Origin of the sequence: Paraburkholderia strydomiana, from assembly GCF_046030495.1 — a bacterium.
In the GTDB taxonomy this organism is placed as follows: Bacteria; Pseudomonadota; Gammaproteobacteria; order Burkholderiales; family Burkholderiaceae; genus Paraburkholderia; species Paraburkholderia strydomiana_A.
Genome location: NZ_JAQQCJ010000030.1, coordinates 1 through 26,998, shown reverse-complemented (window position 1 = coordinate 26,998; position 26,998 = coordinate 1). Strand labels below are relative to the sequence as shown.

Here is a 26,998-nt window from a genome sequence, read left to right as displayed (position 1 = left end):
TGTTCAAGCTCCTGAAAGCCTGAACGAAAGAGTGCGTGCGAGTTGAAAAGTCGAAAAGTTGAAAATGCGCCTGCCCGTCAGGCGCATTTTTTTGCGCGGATGATTCGCAGCGGCGTTCCCCGCACGGCCCGGTGCCGGAACCGCGCACGTGAATCGCCCACGTGAACCGCGTGCAAGGGCGGCGGCGCCTATGATTTTGCGTAGGTGATTCGCCGCGCCGCTCGATGCCGCAAGCCGCAAGCCGTATGCATGACCCACATGCCCGAGCGGCGGCGCGCACGCGTGCGGCCTGTCGCGACGCCCCGCCGCTTAATGCTTGCCGTTGCGGCGCCGTGTAATCCCCGGTCCGAACGCGAAACCGAACGCGAGCATCAGCAGCGACACCGCGAGCACCGTGTTGTTGCCGCTCGTCACATACGGCGTGTTGCCCGAGGTACCTTGCACTTTCAGGTCGAGCGAGCCGACCGTGTACGGTGTCAGGCGGCCGAGCACCCGGCCGTTCGCATCGATCGCGGCGGTCATGCCGGTGTTGGTCGCGCGCAGCATCGGCCGGCCGGTTTCCAGCGTACGCATGCGCGCAATCTGCAGATGCTGGTCCAGCGCGATCGTGTCGCCGAACCATGCGAGATTGGTCGAGTTGACCAGCACGCCGGCGGGCGTGGTGCTCTCGCGGATGGTCCGCGCAATCTCTTCGCCGAAGATGTCCTCGTAGCAGATGTTCACCGCCACCGGCTGGTTGTGCACCATGAACGGCTTCTGCACCGGCGCGCCACGGAAGAAGTCGCCGAGCGGAATGTTCATCAGATTGACGAACCAGCGGAAGCCCCACGGCACGAATTCGCCGAACGGCACGAGGTGATGCTTGTCGTAGCGGTACACGTCGTGCGAGCCGGGCGTGACGCCGAACAGGCTGTTCGTATAGTCGACCACCCGGCCATCCGGGGTGATCGTGCCGCCGATCGCGCCGAACAGGATCGCGCTGCCGGTCGAGTCGGAGAACTCGCGGATCGACGCCGCGAACGGCGCAGGCAATTGCTGTGCGAGTACGGGAATCGCGGTTTCCGGCGTGACGATCAGATCGGCCGGCTTCGACGTGATCATCTGCTGATACTGGTCGATCGCCGCGCGCATGCCGGCTTCCTCGAACTTCATCTCCTGCTTGACGTTGCCTTGCAGTAGGCGCACGGTCAGCGGCGCGTTGGCCGGCACGGTCCATTGGACGAGCGGCAGCAGCAGGCCGGCCGCAATCAGCGCCAGCGCGACGCCGCCCGGCACAGCGCTGCGCGCCACGCCACGTGGCGCTGCTTGCCCGCCGTGCCCGGCAACATTGCGGTTGGCGCGCGCCGCCGCGCCGCGCGGCTCGCGTGAAGACCCCGAAGACCGTTGAGGCAACAGCGGCAACAATGCCTGCGCGATCAATGCGGCAGCCAGCGCCAGCACCCAGCCGACGCCATAGACGCCCGCCACCGGCGCAAATCCCGCGAACGGGCCGTCTACTTGCGCGTAACCGCTCGCGAGCCACGGAAAGCCGGTGAACACCGTGCCGCGCAACCATTCGCCGATTGCCCAGGCGCTCGCAAAGGCCAATGCGCCGTGCCAGGTGGGGGAGAACGGCTGGTCGTCAGCCGCCGCGCCGTTACGCGCATGACCCGCGCAGAACGACCAGATGCCTGCGGCCAATGCCGGATAGAGCGCCAGATAGAGCGAAAACAGCACGACCGCCGCGCCCGCGAGCGGCGCGGCCATGCCGCCGTAGTCATGCATGCTGACGTACAGCCACCACACGCCCGTTATGAAATTGCCGAAGCCGAACGCGCCGCCGGTCAGCGCGGCGCTTTTCCAGCCGGTGGCGCGGGTGAGCCACCCAAAGAAGAACACGAAGATCGCGAGTTGCAGCCAGCCGCCGTGCGGCGTCGGCGCGAACGACAGCGTGTTGGCCGCACCCACGGCCAGCGCGACCAGGTAGTGCCAGCGCGGCAGCGTGCGGCCACGCGGTTCGTCAGCGTCGGCAGCAGCAGGAGAAGTGCTCACGCCGTGGCGCGAACGGGAAGTCATCGGGTCGGCCATTGTTGCGCGGTCGGCTTGAGAAGTTGAAAAAGCAGGTTGAAAACTGAAGACGTGCGAGCAGCGAGGCTCAGGTCTGCACGTGCTGCGCGTCGCGCTCGCGCTGGCCGGCCAGCGGATCGCGGCGCACCAGCAGCATGTGAATCTGGCGGGCGTCGCCGCGCAGAATCTCGAAGATCAGATCGTCGATGCGGACTTTTTCGCCGCGATGCGGCACCCGCCCGAAGTGATGCGTGACGAGCCCGCCGATGGTATCGACTTCCTCGTCGGAGTAGTGCGTGCCGAAGGCCTCGTTGAACTGCTCGATCTCGGTCAGCGCGCGCACGCGGAAACGCCCGTCCGGCGAGGCGATGATGTTGCCGCTTTCCTCGTCGAAATCGTATTCGTCCTCGATGTCGCCGACGATCTGCTCCAGCACGTCTTCGATCGTGATCAGGCCGGCCACGCCGCCGTATTCGTCGACCACCACCGCGAGGTGATTGCGATTCACGCGGAAGTCGTGCAGCAGCACGTTCAGCCGCTTCGACTCCGGGATGAATACCGCGGGGCGCAGCATGCCGCGCACGTCGAATTCTTCTTCGGCGTAGTAGCGCAGCAGGTCTTTGGCCAGCAGCACGCCGATGATGTTGTCGCGATTGCCCTCGAAGACCGGATAGCGCGAATGCGCTTTCTCCAGCACGTACGGGATGAATTCGGCGGGATTGTCCGCGATGTTGATCGCGTCCATTTGGGCGCGCGGCACCATGATGTCGCGCGCGCTGAGTTCGGTCACCTGGAACACGCCTTCGATCATCGACAGCGAGTCGGCGTCGATCAGGTTGCGCTCGTGCGCGTCCTGCAGAATTTCCAGAAGCTCGGCGCGCGAGTCGGGCTCGGGCGAGATGAAGTCGGTCAGACGCTCGAGGAGCGAGCGCTTTTCCTGCGGTTTGTCGGTTTGGCGTCGACTGGGATACGTGTCGTTCATGGTAGTGCGCCCGGCAAGACTGGGCGCGCTGTTACAGAGCATTAAGGATACACCAGGCACATGGCAGGACCGTGTCCCGCCGGGCTGGGCGATGGGTGAAGCGGCGCCGTCGCGAGCGGCGGGGCGTGGGTCCATCCTAACTGATTACGCGCGGAAAAGCGGTTTTGGGCAAAAAAGTGGTGGTTGTGGCGGGAGGAGCGGGCGGATGCAGGGGCTGCGTTTTCTCTGCGAGTTGAGGGCAAACGGACGCGGGGCCAAGGCCAAAGGTTCGGAGTCGGGGGCAAGACGCTGGAGGCTCGCTCGCTCTTGCAGGCTGCAACGGTTTTCCGCGCCTCGCGCGCAAACACGAGGGGACCGCAGGACTGCCGGCTAACAGCGCATCGGAAGCAAAAAATTCAGCGAACGTATCGCCTCGTCTGCCTCAACGCCCTCATTGCGCCGATTCTTATCCGGACACCTGCCCGGCTTGCCGAGCGGCGTCGCGTTCGCGGCCTTCCTCCTGGCAACGTTCCAGCAGCGCTTCGAGCGCGCGGTCGGGCATGCCGCTTTCGCGCAGCGCGTGGACCGTGCGGCTGACGTAATCGAGCGTGGTGCCATAGCGGCCGCACGCGCAGCCGAACACGGTCTTGACGACTTCGTCGCGCAGCTTGCCGGTGTAGCTCGGCACGTCGCGGCGCATCACGAACGCCAGCGCGTCGACGCGCCGGCCGTCGGCGAGCACGCACGGCAGCCAGGCGGGGCGATAGGAGCCCATCGCCATTTCACGGCGCCACAGGGCTTCGAGATGCGGTGCCGAACCCTCGGCGGCGAGCCGGAAGGCGATGCCGGTGCAGGAGCCGCCGCGATCGAGAGCCAGCACGAGGCCCGGCTGCTCGGGCGTGCCGCGATTCACACGCGACCACAGATACAGCCCGCGGTGATAGCCGTGCACCTTCGATCGGCTCGCCTCGACGGTGGGCAGGCCGGGATTCCAGATCAGCGAGCCATAGCCGAACAGCCACAGGTCGCTCTTGCGGTCCCAGTCTCGCAGGGTGCATTCGAGCGACGCGCGCAATTCCTCGTCGCTCAGAAGCCGCGACTCGCCGAGCGCCGGCGGGTAGTCCGGGCAGGGCGTGCGGGTGTCGGCTTCAGGGGACGAGGTGCTCACGGTGTGGGTTCGAACGTGGATGGACGTTGGCGAGAGGCGGGCGGCGCGACGCTGATCGACGCCTACTGATACGGATCGGGAAACCCGAGCTTACCGAGGATCTCGGTTTCGAGCGCTTCCATTTCCTCGGCTTCTTCTTGGACCTCGTGGTCGTAACCCTGCGCGTGCAGCGTGCCGTGCACGAGCAGGTGCGCGTAGTGCGCGACCAGCGGCTTGCCCTGCTCGGCGGCTTCCTGCTCGATCACCGGGCAGCACAGGATCAGATCGCCGGTCACCGGATCGTCTTCCGACTCGGCGTACGCGAAGGTCAGCACGTTGGTCGAGTAGTCCTTGCCGCGATAGGTGCGGTTCAGCGTGCGGCCTTCTTCGGCATCGACGAAACGCACCGTCAGTTCGCCGTCCGCGAACAGCGCCGCTTTGACCCAGCCGGCCACGGTGGCGCGCGGCAGTAGCGCCTTGTGTTCCGGCCAGGCTTTGGCGGCGGGGAATTGCAGATTCAACGTCAGTTTCGGGGCGCGGCTCATGCGGTGTCGGTGTGGTGCGTGGTTGGCGTGTCTTGCGCTTGCGACGGCGGCAGCGCCAGTGCGCGCGGATTCGCGTCAATCACCGCGAATCCGCCGGACTGGCGGTTTTCTGCGAATGCGCATCGTACGCCTCCACAATTCGCGCGACCAGCGGATGCCGCACCACGTCCGCGCTCGTGAAGCGCGTGAGCGCAATGCCGCGCACGTCCGCGAGCACCTGCTGCGCTTCGATCAACCCGCTCTTGTGGCCGCGCGGCAAGTCGACCTGGGTCGTGTCGCCGGTGACGACCGCCTTCGAGCCGAAGCCGATCCGCGTGAGGAACATCTTCATCTGCTCGGGCGTGGTGTTCTGCGCCTCGTCGAGGATGATGAACGCGTGGTTCAGCGTGCGCCCGCGCATGTACGCGAGCGGCGCGATTTCGATCATCTGCCGCTCGAACATCTTCGCGGTCTTGTCGAAGCCGAGCAGGTCGTACAGCGCGTCGTACAGCGGGCGCAGATACGGATCGACCTTCTGCGCCAGATCGCCCGGCAGGAAACCGAGGCGCTCGCCCGCTTCGACCGCGGGCCGCGTCAGCACGATGCGTTTGACCTGGTCGCGTTCGAGCGCATCCACCGCGCAGGCCACCGCGAGGTAGGTCTTGCCGGTGCCGGCCGGCCCCACGCCGAAGGTGACGTCGTGCGAAATGATCTGCTTCAGATACTCGCGCTGCGCCGGCGTGCGGCCGCGCAGATCCGCGCGCCGCGTGTAGAGCTTCGGGCCGAGTTCTTCGAGGTCGTCGTCGGCTGCGTCGGCGGGCTGATCGAACGGATGGTCCGGATTGCCGGGGAAACGCGAGTCGCCGGCTTCGTCGCCATTGCCGTTCGGGCGATGGCGCGCCGGATGCCGCACTTCGACGAGCGCGAGCTGGATGTCGTCGACCGACAGCGGCTCGCGCGCGTTGTTATAGAAATTTTCGAGCGCGGTAAGCGCGAGTTTCGAGCCGCGTCCGCGGATCGTGATGCGGTGGCCACGGCGCTGCAAGGTCACGTCGAGCGCCTGCTCGATCTGCCGCAGATTTTCGTCGAGCGGTCCGCAGAGGTTGGCGAGCCGCGCATTGTCTTCGCGCGGAGCGGTGAATTCCAGATGCTGCTGAGCGGTCTTCAAGGCGGTGGGTCGATCCTGTCGGTTTCAGTGCAGCTTAGTGAGTGGTGGTGGCGTCGTCATGCACCAGCACGAGCTCGCCACGCAGCGAATGTGGGTACGCGTGAACGATTTTCACGTCGACCATCTGGCCGATCAGCCGCGCGTGCGACGCGATGGGCGCCGGGAAATTCACCACGCGGTTGTTCTCGGTGCGGCCCGCGAGTTCGTTCGGGTCCTTGCGCGCCGGGCGCTCGACCAGAATGCGCTCGATCTTGCCGACCATCGACTCGCTGATGCGCTGCACGTTTTCTTCGATGGTCGCCTGCAGATGCTGCAGACGCTTGAGCTTCACTTCGCGCGGCGTGTCGTCGTGCAGATTCGCGGCCGGCGTGCCGGGACGCGGGCTGTAGATGAACGAGAAGCTGGTGTCGTACTTCATCTCGTGCACCAAAGCCATCATCTTGTCGAAGTCTTCTTCGGTCTCGCCGGGGAAGCCGACGATCATGTCCGTGGACAGCGACAGGTCCGGGCGGATCGCGCGCAGCTTGCGGATCACGGACTTGTATTCGAGCACCGTGTAGCCGCGCTTCATCGCCATCAGGATGCGGTCGGAGCCGTGCTGCACCGGCAGATGCAGGTGGCTGACGAGCTTGGGCACCTTCGCGTAGGTGTCGATCAGACGCTGCGTGAATTCCTTCGGATGCGACGTGGTGTAGCGAATCCGCTCGATGCCCGGAATGTCGGCGACGTATTCGATCAGCGTCGCGAAGTCGGCGATCTCCGATGAGCCTAGCGTCAGGCCGCCACGATAGGCGTTGACGTTCTGCCCGAGCAGCGTGACTTCGCGCACGCCCTGGTCGGCGAGACCGGCGATTTCGGTGAGCACGTCGTCGAGCGGACGCGACACTTCCTCGCCGCGCGTGTATGGCACGACGCAATAGCTGCAGTACTTGCTGCAGCCTTCCATGATCGACACGAACGCGCTCGGGCCGTCGACACGCGCGGGCGGCAGGTGATCGAACTTCTCGATTTCCGGGAACGTGATGTCGACTTGCGCGCGGCCGCTTTCGCGACGCTTGTCGATCATTTGCGGCAGACGGTGCAGCGTTTGCGGACCGAACACCAGATCGACATACGGCGCGCGCGCGACGATCGACGCGCCTTCCTGGCTCGCCACGCAGCCGCCCACGCCGATGATCAGATTGGGATTCGCTTCCTTCAGCTCGCGCACGCGGCCGAGGTCGGAGAAAACTTTCTCCTGCGCTTTTTCGCGCACCGAGCAGGTGTTGAACAGGATCACGTCGGCGTCTTCCGGCGTGTCGGTCTTGACGAGCCCTTCAGCCGCGCCGAGTACGTCGACCATCTTGTCGGAGTCGTACTCGTTCATCTGGCAGCCAAAGGTCTTTACATAAACTTTCTTGGTCATCGAATTTTCGCCGGTCGCAGTGGTTGATCTGGGGGCGTCGTTTAAGAGGTGAAGGGGCCGAACGTGCGGGCGGCGGGCGGAGCAGGCCGCCGGGCGGCGATTCAAGCGCTTTGGGGCTCGAAGCCCGCGCGAGGCCTGCTGTTCGAGGCCGACTCGAGGCCCAATGCCTTGCGCCTGCGCGATCCGCATGCACGTCTGCAGCGTAACGCAACATTATAGCCCTTCACGGCATGCGGGTTTCGGTGCCCGCACCGCGGCCCGGCCGCTCCGGCGGCAAGCCCAGCAGGCTTTCCAGTTCGCCCGACACCTGCGCGAAACGCTCGCTCAGGAAATCCAGCAGCACCCGCACGCGTGGCGCCATGAAGCGGTTGCGGTGATAGAGCGCGTGCAGCGGCGCATCCGGATAGCGCCACTGCGGCAGCAGGATTTTCAGCCCGTCGGCGCGCAGGTCCGCTTCCACGTCCCACATCGACTTGATCACGATGCCGTAGCCGCGCAGCGCCCATTCGCGGGCCACCGCGCCGTCGTTGGTCTCGCGGGCCGACTCGGCTGGCACGGTGTAGTTCTGCTCCTCGTCGCCGCGCGTGAAACGCCACTCGTTCGCAAGCCCCGAGGCTGTGCTCAGCACGATGCAATCGAAGTTGACGAGGTCGTGCGGGTCTTTCGGCTCGCCCTTGCGAGCGATGTAAGCCGGCGACGCGCACAGCACGCGCCGGTTCGGCGCGAGCTTCCTCGCGACCAGCGAGCTGTCCTGCGGCACGCCGAAGCGGATCGCCAGATCGATGTCCTCCGCCACCAGATTCGCCAGCGAGTCCGACAGCGTCAGCGCGAACGTCACTTCCGGATAAAGCGCGTTGAATTCGTCGAGCCAGTGCATCAGCAGATTGCGGCCGAAGTCCGAGGTCGCCGACACCCGCACCTTGCCGCGCACCACGCCCTGACCGGCTTGCAGCGCCGCTTCGGCGTCGTCGAGCGATTGCAGCGCCTGGCGGCAGCAGTTCAGGTAGAGGCGGCCTTCGTCGGTGAGCCGCAACTGGCGCGTGGTGCGCTCGAAGAGGCGCGCCTTCAGCCCGGCTTCGAGCTTGGCGAGCCGCGCGCTCGCGGCGGCCGGGGTGAGCCCCATCTTGCGGCCCGCCGCCGAAAGGCTGCCTTGCTGCGCCGCTTCGACGAAGAGGCGAATGTCACCGAGGTTATCCATCGTCGTCTCTTTCAAATAGTATTTGAAAATGCTTCAAATGCTACGCCAATTATCAAATTGCCGTCGCCCCGTGACAATGCACCCCTCGAAAACCCTAATTCCGCGCGCATAGCAGCCCGCGCCACCCCAGCCATGCAACTCGATCACGCAACGATCGTCACCCCCGATCTCGACACCGCCCGGCGTTTCTTCGTCGAGATCGCCGGACTGACCGAAGGCGCGCGGCCGCCATTTCCGGTGGCCGGCTACTGGCTGTATGCGAACGGCCGGCCGGTGCTGCATCTGATCGACACAACCGCAACCGCCGCGGCGGGCAGGTCAGCGTCACGCATCGACCATCTCGCTTTCCGGCTGGACAGCGCCGCCGAATGGCAGGCCTTGCTCGCGCGCCTGCACGCGGCCGGCATCGACTACCAAACCGCGCAAGTCCCGCAGATGGGCGCGCAAGCCGCCGAACAGCAACTGTTCGTCGCGCTGGCGCCCGGCGTCGTCATCGAATTCGTGACGGCGTTGCCGCATGGCCAACGTCACGCACAACGTTAAAACTGGAGTAGAAAAAATGCCCATTCCATTACTGGCGCTGGCGATCAGCGCATTCGCGATCGGCACGACCGAGTTCGTCATCATGGGTCTGCTGCCCGAAGTCGCGCACGATCTCGCGGTGTCGATTCCGTCGGCGGGTTTGCTGGTGAGCGGCTATGCGCTCGGCGTCGCAGTCGGCGCGCCGCTGCTCGCAGTGGTCACCAGCAAGATGCCGCGCAAGCTCGCGCTGCAATTGCTGATGGGTGTGTTCATCGTCGGCAATACGCTGTGCGCGGTGGCGTCGGGCTATTCGGTGCTCATGATCGCGCGCGTGGTCACCTCATTCGCGCACGGTTCGTTCTTCGGCATCGGCGCGGTGGTGGCGGCGTCGCTCGTGCCGGCCGAGAAGCGCGCGAGCGCCATTGCGCTGATGTTCACCGGCTTGACGCTCGCGAACGTGCTCGGCGTGCCGTTCGGCACTTTCATCGGCCAGCAGTTCGGCTGGCGCATGGCGTTCTGGATCGTCAGCGCGTTCGGCGTGGTGTCGCTGCTGGGTGTCACAGCACTGGTGCCGGATCGTCACGATGCGGGCCCGGTCGGGCTCGGTCATGAAGTGCGCGTGCTGAAAGACCCGCAAGTGTGGACGGCGCTCGCGATGACGGTGCTCGGCTTCGGCGGCGTGTTCGTCGTGTTCACCTATATCGCGCCGATTCTCGAACAGGTGAGCGGCTTCTCGCCGCGTGGCGTGACGCTGATCCTGGTGCTGTTCGGCGTGGGGCTGACGATCGGCAACATGGTCGGCGGCAAGCTCGCGGACCGTGCGCTGATGCCTTCGCTGATGGGCATTCTCGCCGCGCTCGCGGTGGTGATGGCGCTGTTCGCGCGCACCAGCCATTCGCAGGTGGCCGCGGCGCTGACGATTTTCGTGTGGGGCATTGCCGCGTTTGCCACCGTGCCGCCGTTGCAGATGCGCGTGGTCGAGAAAGCGGCGGCAGCGCCGAATCTGGCATCGACGCTGAACATCGGCGCGTTCAATGTCGGCAATGCGGGCGGCGCGTGGCTCGGCGGGCTGGTGATCGATCACGGTCATTCACTCGATACGCTGCCGTGGGTCGCGGCGGCGGTCAGCGTAGCGGCGTTGCTGCTGACGTGGTTCGCGGCGCGCATGGATGCACCGGCAGCGAGTGTGGCGCAGCGTGTAGGCGTGCACGAGCGCGTGTGATCGGCTAAGCCACGCGGACACTCGACGACAATGTTCGCGCGTCCGCATGACGACGTGCGACCGCCGCTAACCAGCGCCCCCGCCCATATGAAAAATGCGCACAAGCTTTGCGGGAATCGTCCTCCGCAATGCTGATAACAGTGTGAAGATAACTTCGTTGGGCACGGCGGGACGCGATGCTATCTTGCTTCCACTAACCGCTTGCGCGCCGTCAGGTGGCGCTTTGGAGGCAATCATGCATTCCCCGCTCGCGCTGGTTCGCGACCCCTCGGCCGACCTCGATGCGTTGCCGCGTGCCGTCGAACCCTTCGATGCACTGGAACATCTGGTCGGCGTCAACCTCGCCCGCCTGCGCGCCGAACGGCAACTGTCGCTCGATGCGCTGGCCCGCGCCTCCGGCGTGTCGCGTGCGATGCTCGCGCAGATCGAATCGGCGCGCAGCGTGCCGTCCATCAAGGTGTTGTGCAAGGTGGCGGCCGCGTTGAAGGTGTCGGTGGCGGCGTTCTTGCGGCGTCACGCGACCAACGGCTTCGAGCATCTGCCCGCGGAGCGCTCGACGCGCGTGGTCAGCTCGAACGGGCGCTATTCGGCCCGGCCGCTTTATCCCGATGCCGAACCGGCTGCCGCCGAGTTTCACGAGCTGCGTATCGCGCCGTTGCATACCGAAGCCGGCATCCGCCGTGCGCCGGGCACGACGGTCAACCTGGTGGTCAGCGAAGGCACGCTGGAAGTCAGCGTGCACGACCAGCGCCAGTTGCTGGCGACCGGCGACGCGATTGTGTTCGATGCCGATCAGCCGCACAGTCTGCGCAATCCGGGCGACACCGAAGCGCGTGCGTTTCGCGTGACGCTGAACGCGGAGACGCCGCCGCGCTGGGACGTGCCGGCGCAGCACGAAGCGCGCGACGGACGTCATGAAGCGCGGCACGAAGCCCGGCATGAAGCCCGGCACGAAGCACGCCACGCCACGCCGCACGAGAGCGCGCCGCTCTGATGGCTTTTGCCCGATGCAGGCGCCTCGCGTGGGAGCCTCCATCGGACCAGTAGGGTTGCGCTGCAGGTCTCGCGCGACTGTTGTATGCTTCGCCAGCCGGTCGATCCGGCAATCAGTGCGTCTTCAGGGCGGGGTGAAATTCCCCACCGGCGGTAGGCCGGCAGCGCGAGAGCGTGAGCCGGTGAGCCCGCGAGCGCCCGCGTCGTGCGGTCTTCGGAGTATCGGAGGACCCAGCGGGGTCAGCAGATCTGGTGAGAAGCCAGAGCCGACGGTCAGAGTCCGGATGGAAGAAGATGTGCAGATAGTCATGTGCGTGTCCGTGGCGCCGCCCGTGGTTGGGGCGGGGCGTGAGCTTCGCCTGGTGTGGAGCTCGACGGCGCGTCGCTGTCTGTTTGCAATGCCCTGAAACGTTTTTCGCCCAACTTTTGCGATGAGCGTTTCAACCATGTCCTTTGCTACTTTTCCTGCTCCGTCGACGTTTGCGCCCGACGCATCCGCCGATCTCCCGCTGCTCGACACCGAAGTTCCGCCGCGTATCGCCGCCGCATTGCAAGCGATGCGCGATGGCCGCGCCGTCGTTCTGCAAGACGACCACGACCGCGAGAACGAAGCCGATCTGATCGTGTCGGCCGAGCGTCTTTCCGTCGAAACCATGGCTTTGCTGATCCGCGAATGCAGCGGCATCGTTTGCCTGTGCCTGCCCGACGACAAGATCCGCGCGCTCGAACTGCCGCCGATGGCCGTCAACAACGAAAGCCGTCACGGCACCGCGTTCACGGTGTCGATCGAAGCACGCGAGGGCGTGACCACCGGCGTGTCCGCGCTCGATCGCGTAACGACGATTCGCGCGGCGATCGCCGATCACGCGAAGCCCGCCGACATCGTGCGTCCGGGCCACGTGTTCCCGTTGCGGGCAATGCCCGGCGGCGTGCTGGCCCGCCGCGGCCACACCGAAGGCACGGTGGACCTCGCGATTCTCGCGGGTCTGAAGCCGGCCGGCGTGCTGTGCGAATTGATGAACGCGGACGGCACGATGACGCGCGGCGCGGACGTCGAGCGCTTCGCGGCGCAACACAATCTGCCGATGCTGACGATTGCCGAGCTCGCCGAGTTTCGTGAGGCGCTGGCGCAGGCGCGCGAATGCGTCGCCGACGAAGCGTGAGATGCGACGCGCGTCGCGTCGTGTTGGTGTGACGTGATGGGTGCTGCAAAAACGAAAGGTCGGTTCTTTCTCGAACCGGCCTTTGTTTTGTCGGCGCCGCTTGAGTTGAAGCTGGAGACGCCTGCATAACGGCTACATGACGCATTCTACAACGCCGGCCCGCTACGACTGCACGTCGCCGAACTCGCCGCGCACGCCGGCTTCGATCAGCGCGGGCAATTCATCCATGTGCCGCATGATGCGCGTCATGCCCATCCGGCGCAGCGCGTCCGCATAGCCGTTGGGGATATGGCTCGCGCCGACGAACGCGATCGTCTTCATGCCCGCCGCGCGCGCCGCGTTCAAACCCGCGACGCTGTCCTCGACGACGACGCAGCGCGACGGCTCCACGCCGAGCGTTTGCGCGGCGAACAGATAGACATCGGGATAGGGCTTCGGCCGCGCCACCTGTTCGGCGCTGAAAATCCGTTCGCCGAAGATCTGTTGCAAACCTGCGCGCCGCACCGACGCGCTCACGCGCGTCATGCGGCTGTTCGACACGACCGCGGCCGGCAGCGTCACGCGTTGCAAAGCCTCGCGCACGCCGTTGATCGGGCTCAGCGACGCCGCGAGCTCCAGCTCGACGTTGTGTTCGATGGTGTTGAGAAAATTGGCGGGCAGCGTGATGTCGAAGGACTTTTCGATGCCTTCGAGAAAGCGCGACGTCTGCTGGCCAAACGCGGTTCTGACGACGGGCCCGAAGTCGAGGCCGGGAAAGGCCACGGTGAGCGTTTCGAACATCACGCGGTCGGCGATGACTTCGCTGTCGACGAGCACGCCGTCGCAATCACAGATGAGGTGGTCGATCATGCCTGGAAACGGAAAGCGGGGAACGCGGGAGCAGGATGGTTGCAAGCTCGGGCGCGGAGATTGAAAGCGTCATGATACGTGCTTTCAATTTCCGCGCAGCTGGATGCCGGGGGGATTGGTGAAGCCGCCGGATGGGCGGCGTCGCGATGGCGAACGCGGGTTGGCAATGAAGCGGACGGGACACTCGTGCACTCAGGGTGCCCAGAGCACTCGAGTGCCGGGGCGAGCCAAGGCACTCAGCACCTCCAGCGCCCTCAGTGCATATCCGCCCACGCCTTCGCGGCGCGGACCGCGCGCCTCCAGCCGTCGAGACAGGCCTTGACTTCAGCGTGCGGCAACGCCGGCGTGAAGCGGCGCTCGAGCTTCCACTGCTGCTGCAGTTCGTCGACGTCCTTCCAGTAGCCGACCGCGAGACCGGCGAGATACGCGGCGCCCAATGCGGTCGTTTCCGGCACCTTCGGGCGCACGGCATCGACGCCGAGAATGTCCGCCTGGAATTGCATCAGCAGATTGTTCGCGCAGGCGCCGCCGTCCACGCGCAATTCGCCGATGCGAATGCCGGCGTCCGCTTCCATCGCCTGCAACACGTCGAGCGACTGGTAGGCGATCGAGTCGAGCGCGGCGCGCGCGATATGCGCGGAGCTCGTGCCGCGCGTCACGCCGAACAGCGTGCCGCGCGCATGCGCGTTCCAGTGCGGCGCGCCGAGGCCGGCGAAAGCGGGCACCAGATACACGCCGTCGCAATGCGGCACGCCGCGCGCGAGCGTTTCGATCTCGGCGGCGTTCTTGATGATGCCGAGGCCGTCGCGCAGCCATTGCACCACCGCGCCGCCGATGAAGATGCTGCCTTCGAGCGCGTAGTTGATCTTGTCGCCGATCTGCCACGCGATCGTGGTGACGAGATTATTCTTCGATTCGATCGGCTTGTCGCCGGTGTTCATCACGAGAAAGCAGCCGGTGCCGTAGGTGTTTTTCACCATGCCCGACTTCGTGCACATCTGGCCGAACAGCGCGGCGTGCTGATCGCCGGCGATGCCCGCGAGCGGAATCTTCGACGCGAATACGGTGGTCCTGGTCGGCCCATACACTTCCGACGACGGCCGCACTTCCGGCAGCATGCTGCGCGGAATGTCGAGCGCGTCGAGCAGTTCGTCGTCCCACTTCAGCGTGTGGATGTTGAACAGCATCGTGCGCGACGCGTTGGTCACGTCGGTGACGTGCAGGCTGCCCTTCGTGAAGTTCCACACCAGCCAGCTGTCGACGGTGCCGAACGCGAGCCTGCCCTGCCGTGCTTTTTCGCGCGCGCCTTCGACGTTGTCGAGAATCCAGCGGATCTTGGTCGCCGAGAAATAGGAGTCGATCGGCAGGCCGGTTTTCGCGCGGACCTTCTCTTCGAGCCCTTGCACCTTGAGCTGGTCGCAGAAATCGGCGGTGCGGCGGTCCTGCCAGACGATCGCGTTGTAGACCGGGTGACCGGTTTCCCGATCCCACACGATGGTGGTTTCGCGTTGATTGGTGATGCCGATCGCGGCGATCGAGGTGCCGTTCATGCCGGCGCGCGTCACGGCTTCGGCGGCGACGCCGGCCTGCGTCGACCAGATTTCCTGCGGATCGTGCTCGACCCAGCCGGGGTGCGGATAGATTTGCTGGAATTCTTTCTGGGCGATCGACACGACATTGCCGAGCCGGTCGAACAGCATCGCACGCGAGCTGGTGGTGCCTTGGTCAAGCGCGAGGATGTACTGATCCTGCATTGTCTCTTCTCCATGCGTGGGCGTTTCCCCGGCTTGCCGACCGGCGCTGGGAGCCGCCTGTTGTTTTAGCCGGGCTGCAATCGTGAATGAGATTGTGCGGCCCGAGCTGGTCCAGCCGAAAGGGGGAGTTGACCGGACGCCGGGCCGGTCTTCGCAGACTATGCGCGCAGTCTATGCGCTTTGCCGCGCGGGTTCGCGGGCGAACCACGCGTCGATGTCGTGCGTGATCGACGCGAGCGTGCCCGGCTCGACGTGCAGCCCGAGTTTCGAACGGCGCCACAGCACGTCCTGGGCGCTGCGCGCCCATTCGGTGTCGCGCAGGTAAGTCAGTTCGGCTTCGTAGAGCCCCGGCGCGAACGTCCGGCCGAGATCGGCCACCGAGCGCGCTTCGCCGATCACTCGTGCGGCGCGCGTGCCATAGGCGCGCGCGAGCCGGTGCGCCAGCTCGGCCGGCAGCCACGCATGCTGCTGCCTGAAGCCGGCGAGGAAGCGGTCGAAGTCCGCGTGCGGAATATCGCCGCCCGGCAACGGCGCGCCGACGGTCCACGCGGGCGCGCCATTGTGCAACGCCTGCGCGAGCGTGTCGACGGCTTGCTCCGCGAGTTTGCGGAAGGTCGTGATCTTGCCGCCGAACACCGACAGAAGCGGCGCTTCGCCCGCGGGTGCGTCGAGTTCGAGCGAGTAATCGCGCGTGACCGCCGACGGGTTGTCCGCGCCTTCGTCCTCGAGCAGCGGACGCACGCCAGAATAGGTCCAGCGCACATCGGCCGGCGAGATCTTCTGCTTGAAGTAGCGGTTGATCGAGTCGCACAGATACTGCGTTTCGCCGGCGTCGATCGCCACTTGCGACGGGTCGCCGCGATATTCGAGGTCGGTCGTGCCGATCAGCGTGTAATCGCGTTCGTACGGAATCGCGAAGATGATCCGCTTGTCCGGGTTCTGGAAGATGTACGCGTGGTCGTGTTCGAACAGGCGCCGGGTGACGATATGGCTGCCTTTCACGAGTCGCACGCTGTGCGACGCCTGGCGGCCGAGCGCGCCCTGCAACAACTCGCCGACCCATGGGCCTGCGGCGTTCGCTATCGAGGCGGCGCGCACGTCGAGGGTGGTGCCGTCAGCGCGCCGCAGTTGCGCGCGCCATTCACCGCCCGCGCGCACCGCGCTCATGAGCTTCGTGCGCGTCAGAATCGTCGCGCCGTGCTCCTGCGCGTCGAGTGCGTTCAGCACGACCAGACGCGCGTCGTTGACCCAGCCGTCCGAATACACGAAACCGCGTTTGATCGAGTCGATCAGGGGCGCGCCGGCCGGATGTTTGCGCATCGAGATGCCGCGCGAACCGGGCAGCAGTTCGCGTTTGGCGAGGTGGTCGTACAGGAACAGGCCCGCGCGAATCAGCCAGGCCGGGCGCAGATCGGGCATGTGCGGCATCACGAAGCGCAGCGGCCACATGATGTGCGGCGCGGCGCGCAGCAGCGTTTCGCGCTCCTGCAGCGCTTTGCGCACCAGGCCGAACTCGCGGTATTCGAGGTAGCGCAGGCCGCCGTGGATCAGCTTGGTGCTGGCCGATGACGTATGCGCGGCCAGATCGTCCTGTTCGCAGAGCAGCACCGACAGGCCGCGACCGGCCGCATCGCGTGCGATCCCTGCGCCGTTGATTCCGCCGCCAACGACGAGCAAATCGTATCTCGAGCCTTGCGTCACCTGCTGTGTCCCCTGCGTCGCGTTTGAAAAAGTCGTATGGAAAGTCGTATGGAAAGTTCACCGAACACGGTGTGTTCGTTTTCGAACTTTAATGAACATATTCGAAAAAGTAAAGTTCGCTTTATCTGAACGCGCCTTGGCCGAACGACCAGGGGAGTGGCGCAACGGGCGGCCACGGACGATACTCTCGGCAGCAGCCATTTCGAGGTGAACTAATGCGTGGACTTTTGATGATCGGCGCCGCTGCGCTTCTCACAGGGTGCGTCAGCTCGCCGAGCCTGACGGGAACAATGGGCGCGCCGTCGTTCGAAGCGTTGCAGCAGATGTGCACGGCGCAACCCGTCGACTACGGCAAGGACGCGCAAGGCGTCTACGCGGCGCTATTCGACGCCTACGTGGCGAACCGGCGCGGCGCGTTGTCGAAGGACGATTTCTGCGCGTTCCAGGCGGCCATCGCCCAGCGTCATGCGAGCGAAGGTATGAGCGCCGATCCGCAGGTGCGCAATCAGTGGGTCGAGTTTTTCACCGCCCAGCGGGCCAAGGCGCTGAGCTGGCGCTCGGCGGTCGATCCGACCTTGCGCAGCGGTTGAGCGGTCTTCGCTGCGTTTTCTTTTCCGCGCAGGCTGGCTGCATGGGCCCCTATCTTTAGCCGGGCGGGGCGGCGGGGCGGACCAGATCGCGCATCGTCAAGCTTCGCGCGCCAAGCGTGGCGAACGCATTCCCGGCCAAGCGTCGCGTCGCGTCGCGGAATTGCCGGATGCCGGCCGGGGAGAGCGGTTTTGACAGGCGCGAGGGCCTGAGGTCCGTCGCGTCAATTCACGGGTGTCAATGAGTCGGACACGACGACGCGACAAAGCGGCCGCCTGACCGGCGGCCGCTTCGTTAAGGCATAGAAAATATGAGGCAATCGACAGGGAGCGAGGGTGCGTACGAACTGCGTACGACGCACCCTGCCGTCATTGCAAGACCGCGCGCCGACTGCACAAAACAGCGACAAGCTTTCGCGACATCAGGAAAAACGCTTGATAGCCCGCAGCGCGTTATCGCCGGTTTCCGTCACACGCCATTGTTCGTTGCCCGACGCGAGTCGTTCGAGCTCTACCAATTGGCGTTCCAGCAGCGCGTCGAGTTCTTCCCGGCCCATGTCGACCTGATTGGGGGCGTCCTTGACGAGCAACAACGTGGCGAATTCATGCGGACTCAGCATCGTTCTCTCCATGTCAAGCAAACGCGGACGGCCTTGCCGGCGACTGGCCAGATGCCAGTGAAGTCCGCTAGAGGATCAGGCGGGAAGTACGGCTCACACGACACATTCACGCAACTGGCGCTACGCAGAACGCGGAACGCACAGCGGGAACTGGAGTGTAGTCAACCGCACGTTAAACGCCAAATGCGCCCCCGCAAATATTCCCTTTGACAATTGGAGGGGCCCGCGGCGGTTGGGAATCGCGGCCTGATCCTTGATTTCACTCGAAGTTTTGCGTGCGCTGCAGCATGACGCAGAACGCATGTCTAACCCGCGACGTACACCTGACAGTTGGCGGCGGTGAGGGTTTCGACCATCTCCGCGGGGGGCGCGGCATCCGTGAAGAGTGCGTCGATCTGGTCGAGATGGCCTTGGCGGACCAGCGCCGGGCGGCCGAATTTCGAGCTGTCGGCGGCGAGGAATACGGTGCGCGCGTGCTGGATGATTGCCTCGGCCACGCGCACTTCGCGGGTGTCGAAATCGCGCAGTGTGCCGTCCGTTTCGATGCTCGACGTGCCGATGATCGCGAAATCCACCTTGAACTGACGGATGAAATCGATCGCCAGTTCGCCGACGATGCCCTTGTCCCACGGCCGCACGATGCCGCCCGTCACCAGCACCTCGCAATCCGGGTAGCCGCTCATCATGCTCGCGACGTTCAGATTGTTGGTGATCACGCGCAGCCCGCGGTGCCGGTTGAGGGCGCGGGCGACTTCCTCGGTCGTGGTGCCGAGGTTGATGAACAGCGACGCCTGATCGGGAATGTGAGTGGCCACTAGCGCTGCGATGCGCCGCTTCTCGTCATGGAACATCCGCTGGCGGGCGGTGTACGAGACGTTCTCGGAACTGGTCGGCAGACTGGCGCCGCCGTGATAGCGGCGCAGCAGGTTCATGTCGGCCAGCCAGTTGACGTCGCGGCGGATCGTTTGCGGCGTCACGTCGAAGTGTGCCGCGAGGTCGTCCACGGTCACGAAGCCGTCGCGTTGCACCCACTCCAGCAATTCCTGTTGCCGGGCATTGAGAGTGAGGCGGGGGTCTCGGGTCATGTGTCTCGGGTCGTGGGATTTTTTCGGGCGCTGCCCGCCGCCGGCGCGATGCGCCGAGCCGGAAACGGGTCATGCGTGAACGGGTTGTGACTATTGTAAGACCATCGGACCCCATGTCTGCCAACTTGTGCGACATGCATAAGCCGCGTGACGGCAATCGTCTGACCCATTCAGGCGCCAGGCGCATTTATTCATTTGATAAATGAATTTGTTTTTTGGGCCGGTTCGCGCTGCAATCCACGGTTTCGCGTTTTACCCCTGTTTTCATGATTCCCCCCGTATCCGGCGGTTTTCCTCGCGCCGGATCGCGCTTTCGAGAGTGTTCGACATGACTGGCTTCAACTGGCAAAACCCCTATCCGACGCCGCGTCTGCCTGTATTCGCGCGCAACATCGTTTCGACTTCGCATCCGCTCGCCGCGCAAGCCGGGCTGCGCATGCTGTGGAAAGGCGGCAATGCCGTCGATGCAGCGATCGCAGCGGCCGCCGCCATCACGGTGGTCGAGCCGGTGTCGTGCGGCCTTGGCGGCGACGCGTTCGCGCTGGTGTGGGACGGCAAGAAGCTGCATGGCCTGAACGCGTCGGGCGTGTCGCCGGCGGCGTGGAACGTCGACTACTTCAAGCGCAAGTACGGCGAAGAAAACGGTCTCGCGAAGCAGCCCAAGCGCGGCTGGGATGCGGTGACGGTGCCCGGCGTGATCGCGGGCTGGGAAGCGCTGCATCAGAAGTTCGGCACGCTGCCGTTCGCCGACCTGATGGAGCCGGCCATCGAAATCGCCGAGCGCGGCCATGCGGTGGCGAGCATCGTCGCCTACAAGTGGGCGGCAGCGGTGCCGGAGTTGAAGGACCTGCCGGGCTTCGCGCAAACCTTCATGCCGCGGGGCCGCGCGCCTGAAGTGAGCGAGCTGGTGCGCTTTCCCGGCCACGCGAAGACGCTGCGCAAGCTCGCCGAGCAAGGCCCGCGCGCGTATTACGAAGGCGAGATCGCCGAGCAGATCGCGGCGTTCGCGCGCGAAGGCGGCGCCGCGCTCACGCTCGACGACTTGCGCAACTACCGCGCGGACTGGGTCGAGCCGATCGGCAAGGAATATCGCGGTCACACCGTGCATGAGATTCCGCCGAACGGCCAGGGTATCGCGGCGCTGATCGCGTTGGGCATCCTCGAAAAGTTCGACGTGAAGTCGCTGGCGGTCGACAACGTCGAGTCGCAGCACTTGCAGATCGAAGCGATGAAGCTGGCGTTCGCCGACGTCTACCGCTACGTCGCCGATCCGCGCTCGATGGAGGTCACACCGGAGCAGATGCTCGACGACGCGTATCTCACGTCGCGCGCGAAGCTGATCGACCACAAGCGCGCGACGCAGTTCGACTTCGGCATGCCGAAGGCGGGCGGCACGATCTACATGTCGGTGGCGGACGAGCGCGGCATGATGGTGAGCTTCATTCAATCGAATTACATGGGCTTCGGCTCGGGCATCGTGGTGCCGGATAGCGGCATCGCGATGCAGAACCGCGGCTGCGGCTTCTCGATGGACCCGAAGTCGCCGAACGTGGTGGAAGGCGGCAAGCGCCCGTTCCACACGATCATCCCGTCGTTCCTCACGCAGCAGGTGAACGGCCAGCAGGAAGCGGTGATGAGCTTCGGCGTGATGGGCGGCGACATGCAACCCCAAGGCCATCTGCAATCCATCGTGCGGATGCTCGATTACGGTCAGCAACCGCAGGCCGCATGCGACGCGCCGCGCTGGAAGGTCAACCGCGACTTCACGATCGACATTGAATCCACGCTCGATCCGAAAACCGCCGAGGCATTGCAGAAGCTGGGCCACACGATCAAGTCGGTCGACGATCCGTACATGGACTTCGGTTCGGGCCAATACATCTGGAAGCTCGATCGCAACGAGCCGGAGCGCGGCTATGTGGCGGCAAGCGACAGCCGCCGCGACGGGTTGGCCGCCGGGTTCTGATCCATCCACACGTGAGGCGCGGCGCAGCCGGGGAGGCCGCTTCGGGCAGCGCGCCGGCGGCGCCTCGCTGCGTTTGGGGAGGCCGCGGGCGGCGCGCATGGCATAGCGCCGAATGGCTCCCGTCGCATTCGCGGTGGTCGGTGTGTGAGCCACCCGGGGCGCCGCTTCGCGTGAGCGCCGCCGTCGAACGACATCGGCCGCCTCGCACGTCACGCACGTCAGTCACGTTTCAGATACACCCCGCACGCCAGGCATCGGGCGTCAAAGCAGGCATTGAACAAGGCAGGAGACATCATGCACACCCACGCGTCGCCATCCGCGACAGTTTCCCCTCACGCGTCGTCCGCACCGCTTTCCAAAGCGATGGTGCGGCGGATCGTGTTTTCGTCATCGGTCGGCAATGCGCTCGAATGGTTCGACTTTCTGGTCTACGGCTATTTCGCGACCATCATCGCCAAAGAGTTTTTCCCGATGCAGGACGAGTGGCTCTCGACGCTGCTCGCCATCGCCACGTTCGGCATCTCGTTCCTGATGCGTCCGTTGGGCGCGGTCGTGCTGGGCATCTACGGTGACCGCAAGGGCCGCAAGGCGGCGCTCACGCTCGCCATCGCATTGATGATGGTCGGCACGTTCACGATGGCCGTGATGCCGCCGTATGCGTCGATCGGCATCGCGGCGCCGTTGCTGATCCTGCTCGCGCGGCTCGTGCAAGGCTTCGCGGTGGGCGGCGAGTTCGGCAGCGCGACGGCCTTCATGGTCGAGCACAGCGCGTCGCGCCGTGGTTATTACGCGAGCTGGCAATTCGCGAGCCAGGGCCTCGCGGCGATCACCGCCGCCACCTTCGGCTCGCTGTTGACCGCATGGATGTCGCCCGAGCATCTCAGTAGCTGGGGCTGGCGCCTGCCGTTCGTGTTCGGTTTGCTGGTCGGGCCGGTGGGCTTCTACATCCGTTCGCATCTCGACGAGACGCCGGAGTTTATCGAGTTGCGCAAAGCGCGCGAAGCGGCCGGCGAGCGCAAGGACGCAAGCGAAGCAAAGGGCGTATCGTTTGCCAACCAGTGGGTCAACCTGGTGCTCGCGATCGGCATCGTCGCGCAGTCGACGGTCGGCGTGTACGTGCTGCAACTCTACATGCCGATGTACGCGGTCAAGCAGTTGCACATGTCGGCGGCTGCATCGTTCGGTGTGGTGGTGCTTAACGGCGGACTGCAATTCATCTTCTCGCCGGTGATGGGCGCATTGTCCGACCGCATCGGGCGAATTCGCATCATGCTGACTACGTCGATCCTGATGGGCGTGATGATTTACCCGATGTTCGCGTGGCTGCAGTCTCATCCCACGATCGGCTGGCTGATGGCGCTGCAGGCCGTAGCGGGCATCTTCAAGGCCGCTTACTCCGGACCGATGCCCGCGCTGATGTCGGAGATCTTCCCGACGCACGTGCGCTCGACCGGTCTCTCGATCGGCTATAGCATCGGCGTGACGATCTTCGGCGGCTTTGCGCCGACGATCGTCGAGACCTTCATTCATTTGACCGGCGACAAGCTTGCGCCAAGTTATTACGTGCTGCTTGCAGCGGTGCTGTCGGGCGTGTCGTTGATCATCGTGGCGCAGCGCATGCGCCGCGTGCGTCCGCTCCAAGGCGTGCAGCCTGCCTGAGCGCCGCGCATCGCGGCGTGTGCGGGCGGGGGCGCGGTCGCTTGATGGCTCCGGCGTTTGCGCGGTGACTCACGAGGTTCACAGGCTTGTTGCCCTGCCTTAAAGCCAGCTCTTCTGAGCTGGCTTTTTTACGTCTGGCGCCCGATGTTTTTTCTTCGACCGAGCGTGTCGACTATCTCCGAATTGGAACTGAGTCCGTCCGGCATGGTCTGTGCTGAGTTGTCTGCAGAGTTGGTTAACACCGGCTAAGATGCAGACAGAAGGGGTTAACTCTAATTCAAGCGCTGTGTCCGACATAGCGAACCGTCACGGCGCATGCGGGGCGGTTTCGCGCAGGCAGCACGAGTCGGGGCAGCATTCGGAGCAAGACACGATGCATACCGAGCTGAACCATGTCATGCCCTGGCGGATCGAGGACATCGACCTCACCCGGATTGATCGGCAGAAGGCCGTCGCTAACGAAGACCTGCTGCTGCTCCTGTGCGCGGCTTCGTTCATTGAAAGCGGCACCGATCTTTACACGAGCAATCTGAGTACTTTTTTCAACGGCGATCCCGAAGTCTCGGCCTGGCTGAACAACGAGTGGGAGCCGGAAGAAATGCAGCATGGCCGGGCGCTCAAGACGTATGTCGCCTACGTGTGGCCCGAATTCGACTGGGACACCGCGTTCCGCAACTTCATGGACGAGTATTCGCTGACCTGTTCGGTCGAAGACTTCGAGAAGACCCGTGCGCTCGAAATGGTCGCGCGCTGCGTGGTGGAAACCGGCACGGCGACGTTGTACCGCGCAATCGGCGAATGTTCTGATGAACCGGTGCTCAAGCAGATCACCGACAACATCCGCACCGACGAAGTCCGTCACTACAAGCACTTTTTCAAGTTCTTCAAGAAGTACAACCGGATCGAAGGCAACGGACGGCTCGCGGTACTCGGCGCGTTGATGCGCCGCGTGATGGAAATCAAGAACGAAGACTCGGAGATAGCGCTGCGTCATGTGTTCGCGATTCGCTATCCGGAGCGCGTGCACGATTCGGCGTATAACCGTGAACGCGCCGCGCGTATCAATGCGCTGGTGCGGCGCAACCTGTCCGCCGACATGTGCGTGAAGATGCTGCTCAAGCCGCTCAATCTGCCGGCGAAGATTCAGCCGGGCGTGCACTATCCGCTCGCGAAGATCACGCAGCATGTGTTCTTTCGTTGAGTCGCCGGCGAGCCGCGTGTCTTAGGCTGACTCACGCGCAATTACGCAACGACATGCAGAAGAATGGCCCGTCAACGCGGGCCATTCCTTTTTCGAGGCATGATTGAGCCTTACCCACTTTCAATCGGATCGACAGCATGAGCGATTCTTCCGCACCTGCACGTCCACTCGAACAGAACGTGTTCGACGAATGGCCCGATGCGGTGCGCGCGTTGTTCGACGGTTCGTCGCTGGCGAGCAAGATGGGGTTCACCGCGTCGCTGCTGAGCGTCGATACGAACGGCCACGTGCGCACGTCGTTGCTCGGTGTCGGCGAGTTGCATGCGCCCGATTCGCGCACGCTGTGCATTGCGTTGTGGCCGCAAGCGCGGGCGGCGCGCGCGATCGCGCAAAGCGGACGCGCCGCGCTGAGCTTCGTCTGCGACGCAGCGTTCTATCAGGTGCAGTTGCTTTTCACGCCGCTGGCCAGTGTCGCTGGAGACGACAGCGGGTTGGTCTATCTGATCGGTTCGATCGATACGGCCGAGGCGCAAAGCGTACGTTATGCGCGCCTGACGAGCGGCATCACGTTCGAACTGGAGGGGGAGGGAAGTGCGGTGCTCGACCGTTGGGAACGGCAGATCGAGCACTTGAAACAGGCGGCCGCTTCGGCCGGCCGTTAGTCCTCGACTCGCGAGGACTGAGCGGCCGGCCGGCAGCCTTGCCGCTTAACGGCCGCGCTGGCCGCTGCGCGACGGCTGGCCGCCACGCGGTGCGTCGTTGCGCGGCTTCGCGCCGCCCAGCAATGCACCCGGATTGCCGCCTTGCGGCTTGTTGGCGTGCGGCTTGCGCGGCGCATGTTGCGCAGCGCTGCCTTCATGCGCGACGGCGCGCGGTCGGTCGTCATGACGCTGACCGTCGCGGCGCGGCTGACCGCCGTTGCCCGCCGGCTTCGCACCCTGCGGCTTCGGCTGCTGCTGACCGTTCGCCTGACGCTGGCCCGAACGCTGACCAGGTTTCGCCGCAGCGGCGCCATCACGCTTCGGCGCGCCTTGACCTTGACGCGGCGAACGACCACCGCCACCGCCGCCACCACCCTGGCCGCGGCGCAGGATCGGTTCCGGCTTCGCGGTCGGGTCCGGTTCGAAACCGGCGATCACTTCCTGCGGCACCGGTCGCTTGATCAGCTTCTCGATGTCCTTCAGCAATTGCAATTCATCGACGCACACCAGCGACACAGCTTCGCCCGTCGCGCCCGCGCGGCCCGTGCGGCCGATGCGGTGCACGTAGTCTTCCGGCACGTTTGGCAGGTCGAAGTTGACCACGTGCGGCAACTGATCGATATCGATGCCGCGTGCGGCGATGTCGGTCGCGACCAGCACCTGCAGCGTGCCATCCTTGAACTCGGCGAGTGCGCGCGTACGGGCCGACTGGCTCTTGTTGCCGTGAATCGCGAGCGCGCTGATGCCGTCCTTGGTCAGTTGCTCGGCAAGGCGGTTCGCGCCGTGCTTCGTGCGCGTGAAGACCAGCACCTGGAACCAGTTGTGCTGCTTGATCAGATGCGTGAGCAGCTCACGCTTCTTGTCGCGGTCCACCGGGTGAATCTTTTGCGCGACCGTTTCCGCCGTCGTATTGCGGCGGGCCACTTCGATCAGCGCCGGCGAGTCGAGCAGGTTGTCGGCGAGGGTCTTGATCTCGTCGGAGAACGTGGCCGAGAACAGCAGGTTCTGGCGCTTCGGCGGCAACTTGGCGAGCACGCGCTTGATGTCGTGGATGAAACCCATGTCGAGCATGCGGTCGGCTTCGTCGAGCACGAGAATCTCGAGATGCGACAGATCGATGGTCTTCTGCTGCATGTGATCGAGCAGGCGGCCGGGCGTCGCGACGACGATGTCCACGCCGCTGCGCAACGCGCCGATCTGCGGATTGATGCCCACGCCGCCGAACATCACGGTCGACTTCAGCTTCAGATACTTACCGTAAGCACGCACGCTTTCTTCGACCTGCGCGGCCAGCTCACGCGTCGGCGTGAGGATCAGGGCGCGCACCGCGCGCTTGCCCGAGCCGGTGGCGACGGCCGGCATCGAATTGAGACGCTGCAGGATGGGCAGCGTGAAACCGGCGGTCTTGCCGGTGCCGGTCTGCGCGCCGGCCAGCAGGTCGCCGCCATTGAGCACGGCGGGGATCGCTTGCGTCTGGATGGGAGTCGGAGTGGTATAGCCGAGTTCGTGTACAGCGCGGACCAACGGTTCGGACAAGCCGAGGGAATCAAAAGACATAAATGCTCTTTGCAATGCAGTTTCGCGAACGGCACACATGGGCTCGGGCAGGCATGAATGCAGCATGAACATGCCAGCATGGCACGTTCGATGCCCAAGCCCAGTTCCGGTCGCAGAGAAATCGGCGGCACGCTCAAACACGTGCCGAATGCTTCAACGCGCTATGCAGACACGTTGACTGGCCTTAAGTTGCATTTCGTCGCCGTGGGGTGTCACGCGACATAGCGCGCAACACTGACGAATTGACACAGACTGCCCGCCAGTACGAACAGGTGCCAGATACCATGTCCATGCCGGATGCGCTCGTCGTTGATGAAGAAGTAGATGCCGGCGCTGTAGATGACCCCGCCGGCCACGAGCCAGGCGGTACCCGCTGCGGGTAAGGCTTGCAGCAGCGGATGGACGGCAACGAGCGCGAGCCATCCCATCAGGACATACAGCACCATCGAAACGCTGCGGGTGCGTCGCCCGAGCGTCAGTTCCTGCACGATGCCGAGAGCGGCAAGCCCCCAGCTCACGCCGAATAACGACCAGCCCCACGGCCCGCGCAAGGTGACAAGCGTGAACGGAGTGTAGCTGCCGGCGATCAGCAGGTAGATCGCCGAATGGTCGCATTTCTGCAGGACCGCTTTGACACGCGGGTTACGCGCGCTGTGGTAAAGCGTCGAGATAGCATACAGCACGAACAGCATCGCACCGTATACCGCGAAGCTGACCACCTTGTACGCGTCGCCGTCGAGCGCGCCCATCGTGACGAGCGTCACCAGCCCCACCACCGACAGCACGGCGCCGACGAGATGGGTCATGCTGTTCAAACGCTCACCGACATGCACGGCTCTTTCCTCCTGCGCGGTTTCATCAGGGTAAATACCGACATGATACCGGTCTTGCAAAAACGAAGGGCGCGGCCCCGAATTTAGCAGGCCGCGCCCCCGGGGGAACCAAAGGGGGTTTTTAGAGCGGCGCCGC

23 protein-coding genes and 1 riboswitch are annotated in these 26,998 nt (G+C 64.8%); of the genes, 9 read left to right on the top strand and 14 right to left on the bottom strand.

What is annotated here, in order from left to right:
- Positions 1-309 precede the first annotated feature (309 nt).
- The 7 genes from lnt to PQQ53_RS29610 all read right to left on the bottom strand — a co-directional run bounded on the left by lnt (position 310) and on the right by PQQ53_RS29610 (position 8,449).
- Positions 310-2,067, bottom strand: coding sequence for an apolipoprotein N-acyltransferase (gene lnt / locus PQQ53_RS29640; protein ID WP_408328150.1), 1,758 nt, complete (start codon positions 2,065-2,067; stop codon positions 310-312).
- Between the two features lie 67 nt (positions 2,068-2,134).
- Positions 2,135-3,028 carry a CorC family transporter gene (locus PQQ53_RS29635; protein WP_408147846.1) on the bottom strand — a complete coding sequence of 298 codons (894 nt, stop codon included), beginning with the start codon at positions 3,026-3,028 and terminating at the stop codon, positions 2,135-2,137.
- A 445-nt stretch (positions 3,029-3,473) separates the two neighbouring features.
- Complete coding sequence (locus tag PQQ53_RS29630) at positions 3,474-4,175, bottom strand: gamma-glutamylcyclotransferase (protein ID WP_408147848.1); 702 nt, start codon at positions 4,173-4,175, stop codon at positions 3,474-3,476.
- A 62-nt stretch (positions 4,176-4,237) separates the two neighbouring features.
- Positions 4,238-4,699: an rRNA maturation RNase YbeY gene (gene ybeY / locus PQQ53_RS29625; RefSeq protein WP_408328148.1), complete on the bottom strand. Its 462-nt coding sequence runs from the start codon at positions 4,697-4,699 to the stop codon at positions 4,238-4,240.
- Between the two features lie 79 nt (positions 4,700-4,778).
- The gene (locus PQQ53_RS29620; RefSeq protein WP_408328146.1) at positions 4,779-5,846 is read right to left on the bottom strand and encodes a PhoH family protein; all 1,068 of its coding nucleotides are present in this window, start codon (positions 5,844-5,846) and stop codon (positions 4,779-4,781) included.
- A gap of 34 nt (positions 5,847-5,880) precedes the next feature.
- Entirely contained in the window at positions 5,881-7,251 is a 1,371-nt protein-coding gene (miaB, locus tag PQQ53_RS29615) for a tRNA (N6-isopentenyl adenosine(37)-C2)-methylthiotransferase MiaB (protein ID WP_408328143.1), read from the bottom strand.
- A gap of 223 nt (positions 7,252-7,474) precedes the next feature.
- A complete protein-coding gene (locus PQQ53_RS29610) occupies positions 7,475-8,449 on the bottom strand; it encodes a LysR family transcriptional regulator (protein WP_408147855.1) in 975 nt (324 codons plus the stop codon).
- 132 nt (positions 8,450-8,581) lie between these two features.
- Between PQQ53_RS29610 and PQQ53_RS29605 the strand changes: the two genes are divergently transcribed.
- From PQQ53_RS29605 to ribB, 4 genes are all read left to right on the top strand, one after another.
- On the top strand, positions 8,582-8,992 hold the full coding sequence (locus PQQ53_RS29605; RefSeq protein WP_408328214.1) for a VOC family protein: 411 nt from the start codon (positions 8,582-8,584) through the stop codon (positions 8,990-8,992).
- 16 nt (positions 8,993-9,008) lie between these two features.
- Positions 9,009-10,193, top strand: a complete 1,185-nt coding sequence (locus tag PQQ53_RS29600) for an MFS transporter (protein ID WP_408156518.1) — start codon at positions 9,009-9,011, stop codon at positions 10,191-10,193.
- Between the two features lie 235 nt (positions 10,194-10,428).
- A complete protein-coding gene (locus tag PQQ53_RS29595; protein WP_408147861.1) occupies positions 10,429-11,187 on the top strand; it encodes a helix-turn-helix domain-containing protein in 759 nt (252 codons plus the stop codon).
- Positions 11,188-11,302: 115 nt separating this feature from the next.
- Positions 11,303-11,486, top strand: a riboswitch (FMN riboswitch).
- Between the two features lie 146 nt (positions 11,487-11,632).
- Positions 11,633-12,349 carry a 3,4-dihydroxy-2-butanone-4-phosphate synthase gene (gene ribB, locus PQQ53_RS29590; protein ID WP_408156522.1) on the top strand — a complete coding sequence of 239 codons (717 nt, stop codon included), beginning with the start codon at positions 11,633-11,635 and terminating at the stop codon, positions 12,347-12,349.
- 162 nt (positions 12,350-12,511) lie between these two features.
- Here ribB and PQQ53_RS29585 read toward each other — a convergent pair whose 3' ends face one another.
- The 3 genes from PQQ53_RS29585 to glpD form a co-directional block, all read right to left on the bottom strand.
- Entirely contained in the window at positions 12,512-13,198 is a 687-nt protein-coding gene (locus PQQ53_RS29585; RefSeq protein ID WP_408156524.1) for an HAD family hydrolase, read from the bottom strand.
- Between the two features lie 254 nt (positions 13,199-13,452).
- Complete coding sequence (gene glpK, locus PQQ53_RS29580; RefSeq protein ID WP_408328141.1) at positions 13,453-14,952, bottom strand: glycerol kinase GlpK; 1,500 nt, start codon at positions 14,950-14,952, stop codon at positions 13,453-13,455.
- A 171-nt stretch (positions 14,953-15,123) separates the two neighbouring features.
- On the bottom strand, positions 15,124-16,653 hold the full coding sequence (glpD, locus tag PQQ53_RS29575; protein ID WP_408328138.1) for a glycerol-3-phosphate dehydrogenase: 1,530 nt from the start codon (positions 16,651-16,653) through the stop codon (positions 15,124-15,126).
- A 215-nt stretch (positions 16,654-16,868) separates the two neighbouring features.
- Between glpD and PQQ53_RS29570 the strand changes: the two genes are divergently transcribed.
- Entirely contained in the window at positions 16,869-17,243 is a 375-nt protein-coding gene (locus PQQ53_RS29570) for a hypothetical protein (protein WP_408147869.1), read from the top strand.
- Positions 17,244-17,662: 419 nt separating this feature from the next.
- Here PQQ53_RS29570 and PQQ53_RS29565 read toward each other — a convergent pair whose 3' ends face one another.
- Both PQQ53_RS29565 and PQQ53_RS29560 read right to left on the bottom strand, forming a co-directional pair.
- Entirely contained in the window at positions 17,663-17,860 is a 198-nt protein-coding gene (locus PQQ53_RS29565) for a hypothetical protein (RefSeq protein ID WP_408147871.1), read from the bottom strand.
- Positions 17,861-18,165: 305 nt separating this feature from the next.
- Positions 18,166-18,945 carry a DeoR/GlpR family DNA-binding transcription regulator gene (locus tag PQQ53_RS29560; protein WP_408328135.1) on the bottom strand — a complete coding sequence of 260 codons (780 nt, stop codon included), beginning with the start codon at positions 18,943-18,945 and terminating at the stop codon, positions 18,166-18,168.
- Positions 18,946-19,273: 328 nt separating this feature from the next.
- On the opposite strand from PQQ53_RS29560, the gene PQQ53_RS29555 reads away from it, so the two are divergent.
- The 4 genes from PQQ53_RS29555 to PQQ53_RS29540 all read left to right on the top strand — a co-directional run bounded on the left by PQQ53_RS29555 (position 19,274) and on the right by PQQ53_RS29540 (position 24,433).
- A complete protein-coding gene (locus tag PQQ53_RS29555) occupies positions 19,274-20,911 on the top strand; it encodes a gamma-glutamyltransferase family protein (protein WP_408147875.1) in 1,638 nt (545 codons plus the stop codon).
- 294 nt (positions 20,912-21,205) lie between these two features.
- Entirely contained in the window at positions 21,206-22,570 is a 1,365-nt protein-coding gene (locus PQQ53_RS29550; protein ID WP_408147877.1) for an MFS transporter, read from the top strand.
- Positions 22,571-22,943: 373 nt separating this feature from the next.
- On the top strand, positions 22,944-23,771 hold the full coding sequence (locus PQQ53_RS29545) for a ferritin-like domain-containing protein (protein WP_408147878.1): 828 nt from the start codon (positions 22,944-22,946) through the stop codon (positions 23,769-23,771).
- Positions 23,772-23,908: 137 nt separating this feature from the next.
- The gene (locus tag PQQ53_RS29540; RefSeq protein ID WP_408328132.1) at positions 23,909-24,433 is read left to right on the top strand and encodes a hypothetical protein; all 525 of its coding nucleotides are present in this window, start codon (positions 23,909-23,911) and stop codon (positions 24,431-24,433) included.
- A 45-nt stretch (positions 24,434-24,478) separates the two neighbouring features.
- Here the strand turns inward: PQQ53_RS29540 and PQQ53_RS29535 are convergent, their stop codons facing one another.
- Both PQQ53_RS29535 and trhA read right to left on the bottom strand, forming a co-directional pair.
- Positions 24,479-26,029, bottom strand: coding sequence for a DEAD/DEAH box helicase (locus PQQ53_RS29535; protein WP_408147882.1), 1,551 nt, complete (start codon positions 26,027-26,029; stop codon positions 24,479-24,481).
- Between the two features lie 212 nt (positions 26,030-26,241).
- Entirely contained in the window at positions 26,242-26,862 is a 621-nt protein-coding gene (trhA, locus tag PQQ53_RS29530) for a PAQR family membrane homeostasis protein TrhA (RefSeq protein ID WP_121315644.1), read from the bottom strand.
- Between the last annotated feature and the right edge of the window lie 136 nt (positions 26,863-26,998).

What these genes read in the sequence shown, in the direction of transcription:
- PQQ53_RS29585 (WP_408156524.1), bottom strand. Translation starts at nt 13,198, where the DNA reads ATGATCGACCACCTCATCTGTGATTGCGACGGCGTGCTCGTCGACAGC.
- glpK (WP_408328141.1), bottom strand. Translation starts at nt 14,952, where the DNA reads ATGCAGGATCAGTACATCCTCGCGCTTGACCAAGGCACCACCAGCTCG.
- PQQ53_RS29635 (WP_408147846.1), bottom strand. Translation starts at nt 3,028, where the DNA reads ATGAACGACACGTATCCCAGTCGACGCCAAACCGACAAACCGCAGGAA.
- PQQ53_RS29555 (WP_408147875.1), top strand. Translation starts at nt 19,274, where the DNA reads ATGACTGGCTTCAACTGGCAAAACCCCTATCCGACGCCGCGTCTGCCT.
- PQQ53_RS29605 (WP_408328214.1), top strand. Translation starts at nt 8,582, where the DNA reads ATGCAACTCGATCACGCAACGATCGTCACCCCCGATCTCGACACCGCC.
- ribB (WP_408156522.1), top strand. Translation starts at nt 11,633, where the DNA reads ATGTCCTTTGCTACTTTTCCTGCTCCGTCGACGTTTGCGCCCGACGCA.
- PQQ53_RS29610 (WP_408147855.1), bottom strand. Translation starts at nt 8,449, where the DNA reads ATGGATAACCTCGGTGACATTCGCCTCTTCGTCGAAGCGGCGCAGCAA.
- lnt (WP_408328150.1), bottom strand. Translation starts at nt 2,067, where the DNA reads ATGGCCGACCCGATGACTTCCCGTTCGCGCCACGGCGTGAGCACTTCT.
- ybeY (WP_408328148.1), bottom strand. Translation starts at nt 4,699, where the DNA reads ATGAGCCGCGCCCCGAAACTGACGTTGAATCTGCAATTCCCCGCCGCC.
- PQQ53_RS29570 (WP_408147869.1), top strand. Translation starts at nt 16,869, where the DNA reads ATGCGTGGACTTTTGATGATCGGCGCCGCTGCGCTTCTCACAGGGTGC.
- PQQ53_RS29600 (WP_408156518.1), top strand. Translation starts at nt 9,009, where the DNA reads ATGCCCATTCCATTACTGGCGCTGGCGATCAGCGCATTCGCGATCGGC.
- PQQ53_RS29560 (WP_408328135.1), bottom strand. Translation starts at nt 18,945, where the DNA reads ATGACCCGAGACCCCCGCCTCACTCTCAATGCCCGGCAACAGGAATTG.
- PQQ53_RS29545 (WP_408147878.1), top strand. Translation starts at nt 22,944, where the DNA reads ATGCATACCGAGCTGAACCATGTCATGCCCTGGCGGATCGAGGACATC.
- PQQ53_RS29540 (WP_408328132.1), top strand. Translation starts at nt 23,909, where the DNA reads ATGAGCGATTCTTCCGCACCTGCACGTCCACTCGAACAGAACGTGTTC.
- PQQ53_RS29535 (WP_408147882.1), bottom strand. Translation starts at nt 26,029, where the DNA reads ATGTCTTTTGATTCCCTCGGCTTGTCCGAACCGTTGGTCCGCGCTGTA.
- PQQ53_RS29595 (WP_408147861.1), top strand. Translation starts at nt 10,429, where the DNA reads ATGCATTCCCCGCTCGCGCTGGTTCGCGACCCCTCGGCCGACCTCGAT.
- miaB (WP_408328143.1), bottom strand. Translation starts at nt 7,251, where the DNA reads ATGACCAAGAAAGTTTATGTAAAGACCTTTGGCTGCCAGATGAACGAG.
- PQQ53_RS29565 (WP_408147871.1), bottom strand. Translation starts at nt 17,860, where the DNA reads ATGCTGAGTCCGCATGAATTCGCCACGTTGTTGCTCGTCAAGGACGCC.
- PQQ53_RS29550 (WP_408147877.1), top strand. Translation starts at nt 21,206, where the DNA reads ATGCACACCCACGCGTCGCCATCCGCGACAGTTTCCCCTCACGCGTCG.